Annotated in this window: 8 protein-coding genes; 3 read left to right on the forward strand and 5 right to left on the reverse strand. The window is 69.1% G+C overall.

Annotated elements, in window-relative coordinates; genetic code table 11:
* The first annotated feature begins 180 nt into the window (after positions 1–180).
* The 3 genes from VEW47_05625 to VEW47_05635 all read left to right on the forward strand — a co-directional run bounded on the left by VEW47_05625 (position 181) and on the right by VEW47_05635 (position 6,256).
* Positions 181–2,070, forward strand: a complete 1,890-nt coding sequence (locus VEW47_05625; GenBank protein ID HYS04656.1) for a CocE/NonD family hydrolase — start codon at positions 181–183, stop codon at positions 2,068–2,070.
* 186 nt (positions 2,071–2,256) lie between these two features.
* Positions 2,257–4,782, forward strand: a complete 2,526-nt coding sequence (locus VEW47_05630; GenBank protein ID HYS04657.1) for a hypothetical protein — start codon at positions 2,257–2,259, stop codon at positions 4,780–4,782.
* Between the two features lie 85 nt (positions 4,783–4,867).
* Positions 4,868–6,256, forward strand: a complete 1,389-nt coding sequence (locus tag VEW47_05635) for a hypothetical protein (GenBank protein ID HYS04658.1) — start codon at positions 4,868–4,870, stop codon at positions 6,254–6,256.
* 3 nt (positions 6,257–6,259) lie between these two features.
* On the opposite strand, the gene VEW47_05640 is transcribed toward VEW47_05635, so the two are convergent.
* The 5 genes from VEW47_05640 to VEW47_05660 form a co-directional block, all read right to left on the reverse strand.
* The gene (locus VEW47_05640; protein ID HYS04659.1) at positions 6,260–7,663 is read right to left on the reverse strand and encodes a sigma-54 dependent transcriptional regulator; all 1,404 of its coding nucleotides are present in this window, start codon (positions 7,661–7,663) and stop codon (positions 6,260–6,262) included.
* 97 nt (positions 7,664–7,760) lie between these two features.
* Positions 7,761–9,443, reverse strand: coding sequence for a sensor histidine kinase (locus VEW47_05645; protein ID HYS04660.1), 1,683 nt, complete (start codon positions 9,441–9,443; stop codon positions 7,761–7,763).
* On the reverse strand, positions 9,440–12,568 hold the full coding sequence (locus VEW47_05650) for a CusA/CzcA family heavy metal efflux RND transporter (protein HYS04661.1): 3,129 nt from the start codon (positions 12,566–12,568) through the stop codon (positions 9,440–9,442). The genes VEW47_05645 and VEW47_05650 overlap by 4 nt, the downstream gene beginning before the upstream one ends.
* Positions 12,569–12,579: 11 nt before the next feature.
* On the reverse strand, positions 12,580–13,731 hold the full coding sequence (locus VEW47_05655; protein HYS04662.1) for an efflux RND transporter periplasmic adaptor subunit: 1,152 nt from the start codon (positions 13,729–13,731) through the stop codon (positions 12,580–12,582).
* Entirely contained in the window at positions 13,728–15,149 is a 1,422-nt protein-coding gene (locus VEW47_05660) for a TolC family protein (protein ID HYS04663.1), read from the reverse strand. Before VEW47_05660 ends, VEW47_05655 begins: the two co-directional genes overlap by 4 nt.
* Positions 15,150–15,250 lie beyond the last annotated feature (101 nt).

Here is a 15,250-nt window from a genome sequence, read left to right on the forward strand (position 1 = left end):
GATCAGCCCGTCCACCCCTGCAACGGCCCGAATTTCCGGGCCTTCGAGAGGAAGCCCACGTGTAACCCGCGCCCCCGGCGGCTTCCGCCGATGGCGATTTTGTAATGGTCCGGCGTCGGCACGGTTGATCGACCCCTCGACCGGATGGTACAGTCCGCCTCCATGCCCCGGACGGAACTCTTGCTCCGGCTTTCCGCAGCCGCCCTGCTCGTGGCCTCGACGGCCTGCCGCGCCGAGCGCCCCGCGCACCTGACCGGCGCTGGTGCGGCGGACACGGCGAACGCCGGCCCGGCCGCGCCGACGGGCGCCCTCGTGCAGCAGCCCTACTTCGCCAACATGACCGTCGAGAGGAACACCGCGGTGCCGATGCGCGACGGGGTCGTCCTGCGCGCCGACATCTACCGCCCGGCGGCGCCCGGTAGGTTCCCGACGCTGGTCTATCGAACGCCCTACGGCAAGGACGCTCTCGTGGAGTCGGGGTACGAGCCGACCATCGTGAGAGCGGCGCGGGCCGGGTACGCGGTCGTCGTGCAGGACGTGCGCGGACGGTTCCGTTCTGACGGCGAGTTCCGCCCGTACCAGCAGGAGGGCCACGACGGTTACGACACGATAGAGTGGGCGGCTGCGCAGGGATGGAGCAACGGCCGCGTCGGCACGTTCGGGCTGTCTTATCCGGGGGCCGTGCAGTGGCTCGCGGCCATGGAGGCCCCGCCGCACCTCGTGTCGATTTTCCCGGCGATGACGTTCGACACGGGCCGGCACTTCTTTTTCTTCGGCGGCGGGTTCAACCATGACTGGATGCGCTGGATCCTCCTGAACATCGCCCCCGACGTCAGGCAGCGCAAGGGGCTGCGCGGTGCCGTGACGGAGAAGGAGGCTCAGGCGGAGTGGGACCGCCTCAAGTGGCAGTGGGAGAACTACCTGCCCCTGCGCGAGTTTCCCGTCCTGAAGGAGGTCGCCCCCTGGTACTACGAGTGGCTCGAACACGCGGACGACGGGCCCTACTGGGACTTCGCCGACGTGACCCGGGCCCACCCGAAGATCACGACGCCGGCGCTCAACTTCTCCGCCTGGTACGACAGCAACTACGGCCCGCTCGGGGCGATCGCCAATTACAACGGCATGCGGGAGAAGGGCGCGACCGATCTGGCCCGGCGCGGCCAGAGGCTCATCCTGGGCCCCTGGGACCACGGGGATCCGACGGAATACGAGACCAAGGTGGGGGAGATCGATTTCGGGCCGAACATGACGTTCGACTACTACTCTCTGGTGATCAAGTGGCACGACCGCTGGCTGAAGGAGATCAGGAACGGTGTGGACGAAGGACCGCCGGTGCGCATCTTCGTGATGGGGGACAACGTCTGGCGCGCCGAGAACGAATGGCCGCTCAAGCGCACGCTGTACGTGCCCTACTACCTGCACAGCGGCGGACGCGCCAACACCGCTGCGGGGGACGGTTCGCTGTCGACCGCCGAACCGGCCGCCGCGGCCGCAGGAGCCGAGGAGCCGCCCGATCGGTACGTCTACGATCCCCATCGACCCGTCGTCGTGGAAAACTTCGAGAAGATGGGACCGTACGACCATTCGAAGATGCAGTCGCGCCAGGACATGCTCGTCTACACCACCGGGCCGCTCGCCGAAGACATCGAGGTGACCGGTCCGATCACCGTGCACCTGTGGGCGGCGTCGAGCGCCGTCGACACCGATTTCGCCGTGATGCTCTGCGACGTCTATCCCGACGGCCGCGCCTACAACCTCGCGCCGAACGAGGCCGGCTTCCTGCGCGCCCGCTACCGCAAGTCGGAGTCGGCGCCCGAGCTCCTGACGCCGAACGAGCCGACCGAGTTCGTCATCGGCCAGATGGTGACCAGCAACGTCTTCAAGAAGGGGCACCGCATCCGGCTGCAAGTGACCAGCAGCCGTTTTCCCTCGTTCGATCGCAATCCGAACACCGGCGACCCGTTCGGCGAGTCGAGCCGCGTGATCGTCGCCCGCCAGACGATCCTGCACGACGCGATCCACCCCTCGCGGGTCGTCCTGCCCCTCATCCCGCGCGGCCCCGGACAGTGAGCTGAATCGGATTGACAACCGGCCCGGATGGGGGTATGTGAAAGGCTGAACGCCGCCGCACCCCATGCCATGATGCGGTCGAAGAGTCGAAGTCGGCCTGTCCTGGCACGTCTCGCTCTAACGACGTGCGTCTGTGTAGGGCTCTGCACTTCTCATCCGGGTGCGGCCTGGTACCTGAAAGCCGACGTGCGTGTCATCTCGGCCGCCTACCGTGATCTCGACGGAGACCACGACGCCTTCCCGGACACGGGAGAGTCGGGTCGGCTCGTCCTCACAATCAAGAACTTCGGCCCGACGCTCACCGGAGTCAACCTCTACCTGACGACGGACGATCCGAACGTCGCGTGCATCTCCACCCCCGCCTATGTCCTCGGAAACCTCGCGGCGAAAGCGGTCAGGACCATCGGCAGCTTCGATCCGACAGTCCCCGGCTTCACGTTCAGGGCGAGCGACACGCTCCATACGATCTCCACGGCGACACCGGCCAACGTCACGCTGTATCTGACCGCGACCGCCTCAGGATACGGGACCTCCGATCCTTACCCTATCCGTCTGGCGGCCGACATCGATGCCGCTCCCGGCCTTCCGTCCGCCTACGTCCTCGGCCCCGACGGGGTCGCGGGGACGGGGGATGACGGCACGGTCCTGGAGTCGTTCGACAGGGATCGTGACGGCGACGGGACATTCTCGACGGCCGACACGTTCGGCCTGCTCGATGCGGGCACGGGGGAGATGAGTCATGGCTCCTTCGCGCACGGCGGTGCGGCATCAGGGACGGACGCTCTGGCGGCCATCGCCTGTGGCGGGTTCAACACCCCCGCCGAGGGAAACCTGGAATGCCGCCTCGACACGGACTATCCCATGGACTGGCACTTCCATTGCCCGGCCGGCGCGACCGGATGCCCCAACACCGAGAGCGGCGGCTTCGGCGCCCTCCGCCAGGGTTGCGTCGGAGGCTGCTCGTACAACACGCCCGCCGACGGACAGAAGGCGCTGTCCCTCCCCAACTCACTGCACATGGGAGCGCACTTCGATCCCAACGTGTCTTCGAACGGCGACACGACCCACCTGAGAACACTGCAAGCCTTCGTGTCGGCTCCAATCAATCTGGCGATCCCGCCGCGCGACCTCGACGATCTCACGCTGTCGTTCTGGCAGATCGTCGATCTGTTCGGCCCGATCAACAGCGAGGGGAACATGTGCCTGGACTGCGCCCAGGTCCACATCCAGTCGGACCGCGACCCCGACCCGGCCGTGGACGACTGGGGCCCCTGGGACACCCTGACGCCGTTCCAGAGCTCCTACGACATGAAATTCAGGGCCTGGAGCGCGTTTGGAGCCGCTTACTGCGATTTCACCCCGGTCGACACCGGCTCGAATCCTCCCGCGCCTCGCGGAGTGCACGAGACGATGTGCGCCGGCGAACACGCCTGGTCGAAATGCGGCAGTCTCCAAGCAGTCACCACGGGGCCGAGCGACAACTGCTACGGAGGAGTCCTCGACCCCTCCGGACGCGGCACCTGGGTCCAGACCAAGTTCAACCTCGCGCCCTTCCTCGGCCGCAGGATACGGATCCGCTGGATGGCCAGCACCTGGCAAATGGACGGTGTCACCTCTTCGTACTACGAGTCATTGGGATACCGCGACCTGCCGGACGACAACGGCTGGTGGCTGGACGACATCCGGATCGCCGGTGCGGTCCAGGGACAGTCGCCGCCCGCGCTGGACGTGCGCCCCTCGCCGGGCTCCGTCTGCCCGGTCGCATGCGATCCCCAGACCGGCGATCGAGGGACGCACATCGTCCTCAGGGCCACCGACTCTTTGTTGGGGCCGGTCTTCGACGGATTCGACTCCGTTCCGGTCACCGGAACGACGGTCGTCATCGATGCGTCCGCCTCGACGCTTCCCGGCGGGTGCCTCGGCGGCCTGCCGCAGTTCCAGTACCTGGTGGATGGCGGGCTGGTGCAGGACTGGACCGCTCAGCCTTTCCTTTCCCATCAGACGACCTATAGCAGCACCTTCGTGGTCACGGTCCGGATGCGTTGCAGCTCCGATCCGGATTGCACGAGCCTGTCGGGCGCGACTCTCGCCGTCCCGGTCGACACGCTGGACGGTGACGATACGGTATTCGGGGAATCGATCAATCCTCTGAATCTCGCGCACGGAGTCGACTATGACGGCGGAGCGCGCGCAACGACGTTGCGCTTCTGGACCTCGCGGAACGGCTCCGTCGACGTGTATCGCGGCCTCATCGGGCCGGGGATCAGTAAGGGAACGCTCCTGGGGCCTCCGTCCGATCCGAATTACCGCTGGTTGGTGGACACGTCCGGAGCGGCCGGCTCGTCCGCCACGTGTCTCTTCAGCAATCTTCCGGTCGGTCCCGCCGCGGGCGGGGGCGGCGCCGGGGCGACGGGATCGATGGACCAGGCCAGTGATCCGGATCCCGCCGTGGGGTTCGCCGTGTACTACCTCGCGTCGCGAAACACGGCGGCCGGCTCGAGCCTCAATCAGCTGGGCTGCGCCAATCCGGGCGTGTGCGGGTCGACGACCACTCGCACGGGGGCCGCGTGCCATACGAGCGCGGATTGCCCACCGTCCGGCTACTGTTTTCTGACCGTCCCTGCGAATCCTCCGCCGGTCCCTCTTCCTTTTGCTTGCCCGCTCGGTTACCCGCTCGTCCGCGAGGTTCCCCCGGCCGCGGTCTGCCCGTGACCAGAGGGCATGATCCCCGGTTGACCGTAAGCACCCGGGGCGGTATATACGGTGCATCGACGACGGCCGGAAGCGAGGGCGCCCGATGGACCGCGTTCGGGAACGATCTCGTGGACTGTGGGCGATCGCAACCGTCCTGTCGTTTCTCGCCTGGGCCGAGGCCCGGGCCTCGGTCAACATCCAGAGCTTCTCGCTCGCGCCCGCGTCGCCTGACACCGGCGACCCGCTCGTCCTGACGGCGGTCATCCAGTCGACGTCCTCCTGCGACTTCATCGACGCCCGCATCGGCATCGGGGCGCAGGCCGAGCTCGGCGGGCGGACGGGCTGGGGCATCGACGTCGAGTTCCGGGATGGTGTCCTCCCGGTCGTCAGCACGTGTCCGATCGAGAAGAGCCTGGGCACGCTGCCTCTGGCTGTGGGCGAAGGTGTCCTGAGGGCCCGCAACGACGGGATCGTGAACGACGTCGCCCTCTTCACCCTGGCGGTCGCACCGGGACCCGCACCGGGGTGGGACGGCCCGGCCCTGCACGGAGGATTGCCCCTCCAGGTCGTCAGCGCGGCGGCGACATCCCTGCCGGGACGCCTGGCGGTGTCCGATCTCCTGGCCCTCCGGATCCTGGTCCTCGACCCGGAGACCGGGGATCTCCTGTCGTCGTTCCGCTCGCCGGGTTCGGGCGACGTGCGCGGTCTGGCCTGGGACGGGAGCAGTCTCTACGCGTCGGTACGCGATTCGTTCGGCCCGCGGATCTACAGGCTCGATCTTCTGGGGAGAATCCTGGATTCGTTCCCGAGCCCCTCCATCACCCCAGGCAACGCGCCGCTCGAAGGGCTGGGGTTCCAGGGCGGCGTGCTCTACGGTTCGTACGAGAGTCCGCCCACGCTCTTCGCGATCAACCCGTCCACGCACGCGACCCTCTGGAACCGTCCGCTGCGGGACAAGATCCTGGCGCTCGACGCCGCGCCGGAGGGTCTCCTGGGAGCCACCCCGACGGGGTCCTTCTACTTCATCCAGCCGGATCCCGCGGGTCAGGACATCCTGCTCGCCGACGCGGCGGACACGGGGATCACCACGGTCCCGCAGATCACCGGGCTGGCCTACGACGGCAGCGGCCTCTTCGCGTGGGACGCGGCGACCTACACGATGATGTCGATGCGGACGTTCGCGCTGTGGTGGGCGAGGGACGGGACGCTGCAGGCCTACGTGCCCGCTCCGGACCAGGCCGTGGACGTCATCCGGGGGGATCTCGACGATACGCAGCAGCTGTCGAACTTCCTCGACCTGGCGTTCTTCGCGCCCCCCGTCTGCCTCGCCTCCCGCAGCCCCGGCGGCGTCGTGGCCGATCCCGACAACCCGCCGGCGGGCCACGTCTTTTTCTATCTCTCGCGCTTCATCGACGCGGCGGGACACAAGAGCTTCTACGGCAGGACCTCGGACGGCTTCCGCCGGATCGACGGCAGCGACGCCTGTCCGTGACGGCTACTCCAGCCCCAGCTCGCGCAGTCTCTTGAGGAACGTCGGGTAGGAGATGCCGAGCGCTTCGGCGGCCGCCATGCGCCGGCCCTGGCAGAACTGGAGCACGCGCGCCACGTAGGCGCGCTCGACTGTCTCCAGGGTCGGGGGAGAATCGTCCGGGCCGGGGCCCAGGCGGAAGAAGGCGCCGTCCGCCGCGACCGGCGGCGCCGACGCCCCGGTCTCGGGCAGGATGAGATCGCGCGGCGTCACCTCGGGTCCGCGCGCCAGGATGACGGCGCGCTCGATGATGTTGCGCAGCTCGCGCACGTTGCCGGGGTAGTCGTACGCGACCAGGGCCGCCAGCCCCTCCTCCGTGAGACCGGTGAGGCGCTTCTTGACGCGGCCGGTGAAGAAACGGACGAACGTCAGCGCGAGGTCCGGGATGTCCTCGCGCCGCGCCGACAGCGGCGGGATGGTGAGCCAGAAGACCGCCAGGCGATGGTACAGATCCTCGCGGAACCGGCCCGCCGCGACCGCCTGCTTCACGTCCTGGTTGGTGGCCGCCACGACGCGCAGCTCGACGGCGATCTCGCGCTCTCCGCCGAGGCGCCGGAAACGCATGGTGTCGAGAACCTTCAGCAGCTTCGCCTGCGATCGCTGCGGCAGCTCGGTGATCTCGTCCAGGAAGAGCGTTCCGCCTGCCGCCAGCTCGAAGAGACCGCGCCGCATCGTGCGGGCGTCGGTGAACGCCCCCTTCTCGTGGCCGAACAGCTCGCTCTCCACCAGGTCGTCGGGCAGGGCGGCGCAGTTGACCTCCAGAAAGGGGGCGTTCGGGTCGCTGCCCGACCAGGTGAGGGCGTGCAGGAGCTCCGCCGCGCGCTGCTTGCCGACCCCCGAGGGACCGTACATGAAGACGGGGGTGAGCGGGCTGACGGCGACGCTGCGCAGGCGCTCGACCACCTCGCGCATCGCGGGACTCTTCGGCTCGACCATCGCCGGACCCTCGGCGCTGCTCCGGGCGATCGCCAGACGGTCCTTCAGACCGCGGGTCTCGAGGACCTTGCGCAGCTTGACGACCAGGTCGGTGAGCTGCACCGGCTTCGTGAGATAGTCGGAGGCGCCCGCCTTCAGCGCTTCGACGGCGTTCTCGACGTCGCCGTAGGCGGTCACCACGATGACGACCGGGGCGGAGGACGGATCGCCGCGCCCCGAGGAGTCGTCGCGGAGCCTCTTGAGGAAGTCGATCCCGTCGCCGTCGGGCATCCGGCGGTCGAGGATCAGGACGTCCGGGGCGGCGCGCTCGAACTCGGCGCGGGCCTTCTTGAGGCTCTCCGCGGTCCTGACCTCGAACCCTTCGGCCGTCAGGGCCTCCTCCGCCAGGACGCGGAAGACCGCCTCGTCGTCCACCACCAGGATGCTGGCGTTCATGACTCCTCCCGGAAACGTCCGTCTATCGTACCCCCGGAGTGACCGGCCTGCGAGGTGAGAGGCGCCCGGCACGCGTCGCGGCGGCGCTCCCGCACGGTCACGCGGAAAGCGGCAGGGTCAGGACGAACGTCGCGCCCGCGGCCCCGTCCTGCAGCGCCAGCTCTCCGCCGTGGGCGCGCGCGATGTTGCGCGACAGGGCCAGGCCGATGCCGACGCCGCTCGGCTTGCCTGTGACGAACGGCTCGAACAGACGGGGCCGGACCTGGGGCGACACACCCGGCCCGTTGTCCAGAACGCGCACCTGCGCCGACGGGCCGCGTCGCTCCACCTCGACGCGCACCCTGGGAGTCGAGGAGTGATCGCCCGACAGAGCCTCCAGGGCGTTGCCGACCAGGTTGGTGATGACGATGTGCAGAAGCGTCGGGTCGGCCCTGACCTGGACGGGGCCCGCGGGTACCATGACCTCCAGCGCCACGCCGAGATCCACGGCCCGGCCGCGCAGGAGCTCGGTCACCTTGCGCGACAGATCGGCCAGGTCCAGCGACACCGGGCGGGGCACGACACCCTTGGAGAAGCTGAGGAGCTCGGTCGTGAAGTTCGACAGCCGCTCCATCTCGGTGCGGAGACCACCGACGGCCTGGCGGTGACGGGTCTCGAGGGCGAGCCGATCCCCCTGGAGGATCAGGTCCAGCCCGACCCGCAGGCCATTGAGCGAGTTCTTCACTTCGTGGGCGATGAGATTCACCGCCTCCCCCAGCATGCGCAGGCGCTGGCCTCGCAGGGCCACCTCCTCCGACTTCTCGAAGAGGCGGAACGAGCGGCGCAACAGGAAGACCAGGAACAGAACCGGGGCGAGCGCCAGGACGAGCCCCAGGGAGAGGCGTGTCGCCAGGCGGGCGCGCGCCGGGCCGAAGAAGAGATTCGCGTCGCTCAGCGTCAGGAGGAGAAACTCGGTCCCCTGCACCGGGCTGCCGGCGATCATGGTGCGGGCGGGGGGCCGTGTCGTCCCGGGCGAGTCGTCCGGCAGCGTCAGGAGCGCCTCGGTGATGAACGGATCGTCGGGGTGGCTCTCGACGATCGACTTCCAGTCGGCTCCCGAGGAGAAGGAGGGGGGCTTGGGCGGGTAGATCACCAGGCCGGAGCGCGTCGCCAGGACGTTCATGCTGTGCGTCCCGGGATGGAACTCGGTCCCCAGCGCCCCTTCGGGAGCCAGGTCGATGGCGCCCAGAAGGACCCCCTGAAACTGTCCGCCGCGCAGGATCGGGGACACCATGTAAAGCACCGAGTCGCGCTCGCGCTCGGGCATCACCGGGGCGATGAGGACGTTCCGGGTGCGCAGGACCGCCTGGAACCAGGGCTCCGACGCGAGCGACACGCCCGCGGGCAGGAAACTCTGCGGCTCGGCCCAGATCGCCGCCCCGTCCGAGCCGATGACCGCCACGCCGACGTTGAAGAAGGCGCTCTTTTCGTGCGTGAGTCTGAGGAGGCTGCGCTCGGGCTCCGAGTTGCGGTCGAGCAGGTTCACCTCCGAGCGCAGGCCGAGACGCGACAGCTCCGCGGCCAGGAGGTGCAGGTGGCGGCCGAGGTAATAGGCGTGCACCTGGGTCTCGAGCAGGAGCGTCTCGCGGGCGACCTCCTGCTGATAGGCGAGGTCGGTGGCGAGCGCCGCCACCAGGAGCGCGACGGCGACGACCGCCGTGCCGAGGTAGATCAGAAGGACGGCGCGCGCGAAGCGGGAGTGGACGGCCGAGAGGTCCTGCCCCTCCCCGCCGGGGCTCACGGCAGGAGCGGGGACAGCGCCGGGGCGCGACCCAGGAGACGCTCCTTCAGACGGGTCGCCCAGTAGTACGTAACGGGCAGGATCACCAGGGTCAGCACGGCCGACGATAGAGTACCACCGACCACGACCACCGCGATGGGGCGCTGCGTCTCGCTGCCGATGGCGTGCGACAGGGCCGCCGGCAGAAGACCGAGCGACGCCAGGAGCGCCGTCATCAGGACGGCCCGCAGCCGGTCGCGCGTTCCCGCGACCACCGCCTCATAGAAGTTCTCGCCGCGCTCCACGCGCGCCTTGATCGAGGCGACCACGAGGACACCGTTCAAGACCGCCTGCCCGAGGAGCGCGATGAAGCCGACGGCGGCGCTCACCGACAGAGGCATGCGCGCGGCCGCCAGTCCCAGGACACCGCCGATGAGGGCGAGCGGCACGTTCAGCATGATGAGGGCGCAGTCCCACACCGAGCCGAAGGCCGAGAACAGCAGGAGGAAGGTCAGGAGAAGCGACAGCGGGATGACCAGCTGCAGCCGGGCCATGGCGCGCTCCTGGTTCTCGAACTCCCCGCCCCAGGTGATCTCGTATCCCGCCGGGAGGGCCTGGCCCGAGGCGACGCGGGCGCGCGCCTCCTGCACGAACGACCCCATGTCGCGGTCCCGCACGTTCATGCGGATGCCGACGTAGCGCCGTCCGTTCTCGCGGGTGATGGCGGCGCGGCCGGTGCCCATGCGCACGTCGGCGACGGCGGTGAGCGGCACCAGGGCGCCGTTCTTCAGCGGCAGCATGAGAGTGCGGATCGAGCCGATGTCCTCGCGCGTCGCCGAGGGGAGCCGCACCGTGACGTCGAAGCGCTTCTCGCCCTCCCACAGCTCCGACGCGATGTGACCGCCCATCGCGGTCTCGACGTAGTCCTGCACGTCCGCCAGGTCGAGGTCGTAGCGCGCCAGGGCCTGTCGGTCGAGCGTCACGGCGATCTGCGGCATCTCGCCCGCCTTGACGATGCCGAGATCGGCGACACCCGGCACCTTCGCGATCGCGTCCTCCGCCTTCAGCGCGGCGTCCTGCAGGACGTCCAGATCGTCCCCGTAGATCTTGACGGCGATCTGACCGAACTGGCCCGAGATGTTTTCGTTCACGTTGTCCCTGATCGGCTGCGAGAAGTTGTACTCCGTTCCCGGGACTTCCCGGATGTTCCGCTCCATCTCGGCGATGAGATCGTCGAGGCCGTGCACCGACGAGCGCCACTCCGGCATCGGCTTGAGCTTGACGAAGATCTCCAGGTTGTTCGACAGCGTGGGGTCGGTGCCGTCCTCCGGACGACCGAGCTGGCTCAGGAGCTCCGTGACCTCGGGCGTGCGCCGGAGCCGCTCTTTCAGGAGCGGCACGAGCCTGCGGCCGGCGGTGAGCGACATGTTGCCCGGCAGCGTGAGGGTGACGTACAGCGCCCCCTCGTTCAGCTCGGGGAGGAACTCGGAGCCGAGACGCGGCAGGAGCGTCAGGGCCGAGAGGAACGCTCCGGCGGCGAGCGTCAGGACGATCTCCGGACGCAGCATGGAGAAGCGGATGGCCGGGTCGTAGGCCCGCCGGGCCCACGAGAGCAGGGGCGAGTCGGGCACCGGCCTCGAGCGTCGCAGCGACATGTGGGCCAGGACCGGGACGAGCGTGAAGCTGACGAGCAGGGCGCCCAGGAGGGCGCTGACCACGGTGTTGGCCATCGGCCGGAAGATGCGTCCCTCCACGCGCTGCAGCGAGAAGATCGGCAGGTAGGCGGCGATGATGATCAGAAGCGAGAACAGGGTCGGCCGCGCCACCTCGCGCGCCGCCTTCAGGATGCGATCGGACAGACGCTCGGCCTCGTTCCCCGGATGGACGTCGTCGCGCAGGTCCTCGCCGTGCACCCGGTGGAACAGGTGCTCGACGAGGATGACCGCGCCGTCCACGATGATCCCGAAGTCGACCGCACCCATCGACAGGAGGTTCGCCGACATCCCCCGGACGTAGAGATAGAGGAACGACGAGAACAGCGACAGCGGGATGACCGCGGCGACGATGAGGGAGGCCTTCACCGAGAGCATGAACAGGAACAGGACGAGCACGACCAGGAACGCCCCTTCGGCGAGGTTGTGGAACACCGTGTGCAGGGTCGTGTCGACCAGCTCGGTCCGGTCGTAGAACGGCTGGATGCGGATGCCCTGCGGCAGGACGCGATCGTTGATGTCCGCGATCCGTTCGCGCAGCCCCTTCAGGACGACCGAAGGGTTCTCGCCGCGGCGCATGAGGACGATCCCCTCGACCGCGTCCTCGTCCTCGTTGCGCGTCACGATCCCCTGGCGGGGGGCGTACCCGATCGTCACCCGGCCGACGTTCTTGACGGTCACGGGCACGCCCCCCTTCGAGCCGACACGCACTTCCTCCACGTCCTTCAAGTCCTTGAAGATGCCGAGGCTGCGGATCACGAACATCTCGCTGCCGCGCTCGACGTAGCCGCCCGAGGCGTTGTCGCTCGCCTTCTTGAGCGCCTCGAAGATGTCGGACAGGCCGACCTCCAGGGCGGCCATGCGCACGGGGTCCGGCTCGACGTGGATCTCGCGCAGCAGGCCGCCGTAGGACACCACGTCGGCCACGCCGGGGACCCGCAGCAGCTGCGGTCTCACCACCCAGTCCTGCTGCGTGCGCAGCGACATCGGGTCGGCCCCCTTCCCCTGCAGCGTGTAGCGGTACACCTCGCCGATCGGCGTCGCGAGGGGGCCGAGGGAGGGCTGGACTCCTTCCGGAAGCTCGGCCTGGCCCATGCGTTCGAGGACCTGCTGGCGCGCCAGGTAGGGTTCGACGCCGTCCTCGAAGGTCAGGGTCACGAACGACAGCCCGAAGAGAGAGATGCTGCGCAGCCGGAACAGGCCCGGCGTGCCGTTCAGCGCGCGCTCGAGCGGGATCGAGACGCGCCTCTCGACCTCCTCCGTGGGCTGGCCGGAGAACAGCGTGATGACCTGCACCTGGGTGTCGGTCGGGTCGGGGAAGGCCTCGACCGTGAGCCTGCTGAAGGCGTACCAGCCGCCCGCCGCGAGCACCGCCGCCAGGACGAACGGGGCGATCCGGTTCTTCAGGGAGTATCGGAGGAGCGCGTCGAGCATCGGGTCGGGTCTCAGGCTCCGAGGGTGACCTGGTTGTCGAGCAGGAGACCGCCCTCGTCCGCGATGATCTCGCCCGGAGTGAGACCCGACAGGACGGGGACGCGCCCGTCCCGCGAGGCGCCCGCGACGATCTCGCGCCGCGCGAAGCGCCCCGCGTCGTCGCGCACGTACACGTACTGCCGCGCGCCATCGCTGATCAGCGCGGTGGCCGGGATCTCCACGGTCCCGGCCCGGCTCGCCGTCGCGAAACGCACGCGCGCGTAAGTGTTCGGCCGCAACACGCCGTCGGGATTGGCGAGCCGCACCCGGATCGGGACGGTGTGCCGGTCGGGGTCGACGACCGCCGACACCATGGCGACCGTCCCCTCCGCGTTCAGACCGGGAATGGAGGGGCTCGTCACGACGGCCCGGGACCCCTCCTTGATCTGGGTCGCGTCGGACTCGAAGAGATCGGCCAGGACCCATACCGAGGCCAGGTCCGCGATGACCATCTGGGCCGTCCCCGCATCCGGCCCCACCTGCTGCCCGGTCAGGACGTGCTTCTCGACGACCACCCCCGGACAGGGGGCGACGAGGGTGAACTCGTTGTCGGCCTTCTCGGAGACCCGCAGGGCGTCGACCTTGGCCGCGGCGACCTTGAGGGACATCTCGGCTTCCTTGAGCTGCTGCTGCGCCAGGATCTCCTCCTTCGCCGGCAGGGCGCGGGTCTGGACCATGGCGTGCACGCGCTCGAAGCTGGTCCGCGCCACCTCGAGATCGAGCGCGGCCTTTTCCTTGGCGGCGCGCAGGTCGGCGATCTCGGGGCTGGTGACGGAGAACAGCGGGTCCCCCTGCTTCACCTTCTGCCCGAGATCGACGAAGACCTGCCCGACGCGGCCGCTCAGGGGTGTCTGCACCTTCGAGGCCCGGGTCTCGTCGATGGCGACCCGCGCCGGCACCGGATCGGTGAGACGCGTGTCGGCGGTGGTGACGATGCCGAGCTTCAACGCCTGCCACTGCGGCGCGTCGGGGGCGATCGTCAGCGCGCTTCCCTCGACGGTCAGACCGGCGGGTTTCGCGGCGACGACAGGCTCGCGGCTGAAGCCCGTCGACAGCCACACCGACAGGCCTCCCACGAGCATCGAGCTGGAGAGACCGAACATCCGGACCACGCGGAATTTCATGGAGTCACCTCCGACGACGTCATCGAGCCGCGCGCCAGATCGGCATCGAGCCCCAGGGCCCGGCGCAGGTCGTTGCGCACGGAGAACAGGTCGAATTGAAGATCCATGACCTTGAGGAGCAGATCGGTGTGCGTGCGGCGCGCCAGGAGGAGGTCGGTCATGCTCACGCCGCCTCTGTTGACCGCCCCGAGGGTCGCCTCCAGCACCCCCTTCGATTTGGGCACCGCCTGCTCGAGGAGCCCGTCGAGCGTGCGCTCCAGGGACGCACGACGCTCCTGGAGCGCCTGCACGTCGGCCCGCCCCCGCTCCCGCAGGCCGGCGGCCGCAAGCTCCAGCTCGCGGGCCCGCGCTTCGGCGCGGCTCGCGTCGTGCTGGCCGCGGTCGAAGATCGGCAGAGGGATGCCGATGGAGAACAGGTAGGTGCGCGGCTGGTCGCCGGAAATCGTCAGATTGTCATGGGTGTATCCGAGGCTCAGGCTGGGATCCGGGATCCTGCGCCGGCGGGCCAGGAGCGCGTCCTTCCCGGCCGCGTCGCGCTCGAGCATCAGCGCCTGGATGTCGGGCCGGCGGTCGATCGCCGTCCGGATGTCTCCGGGCTCCGGCAGCGCGGCGGCGCCGTTCACGCTGTCGATGCCGGTCTCCTCCACACCGCAGGGGGCCGCCAGCACCGCGCCGCAGGAGGCCACCTCGGCCTCGGACTCCCGGAGGTTGGCGGCGACCTCCGATTCGAGAAGCATCGTGTCGACCAGGAGACGGTCGAAATCGTTTCCGCTCAGATCCCCGTTGTCGACCCGCGAGCGCTGCAGCTCCACGTTCTGCTGAGCCGACGCCAGGCTGTCCTCCAGGACCGACTGGCGCGCGCCCAGGTAGGCGACGCGGCCGAGGACGGCGCGCGCCTCGGCCATGGTGTCGCCGAGCACATCCAGGTACAACCGCCGTCCCGATTCGAGGCGCAGGCGGGCCGATTCGATGCGCGGCCCGCGCTTGCCGATCTCCACCGTCTGCGACAGGACCGTGCCGTAGATCGCGGTGTCCTTCGAAGTCAGTCCCGGCGGGTTGGTGTCGCCCAGCGGCAGGTCGGAGACGCTCCCGGAGAGAGAGGGATTGAGGTGCAGTCGATCCTGCCGGAGCGCCGCCATCGCCTGGTCGACGCGCGTGGCCGCGGCCAGGACATCCTTGTTATTGTCCTTGAGCCAGGAAAGGAGCATCCGGTCGTCGGCGAGCAACGACTTGACCGCCACGGAGTCGCCGGTCTGCCGAGGTAACGCAGCCGGCGAAGCCTCCGTGGCGGTGTCCACGCCTGTGTCGGGAGGCGCGGCCACGGCCAGGCCCGCTGCGAAGTAAAGCAGGAGTGCGGCCCCGGGGGAGAACGCGGGCCTCCTGGCGATCCTCGCGATGGCGGTTCCTCTCTTTCCCATGGCCCCTTCGGTAGCCTCCCTGTTCAGCTTGTTCGTCCAGGATCGCAAGCTTCGTGCCACGGTCCTCGTCCACCTAACCCGTTGAATCGACGGGATGCCTC

It is taken from the genome of Candidatus Dormiibacterota bacterium (assembly GCA_035635555.1).
Classification (GTDB): Bacteria; Acidobacteriota; Polarisedimenticolia; order Gp22-AA2; family Gp22-AA2; genus Gp22-AA3.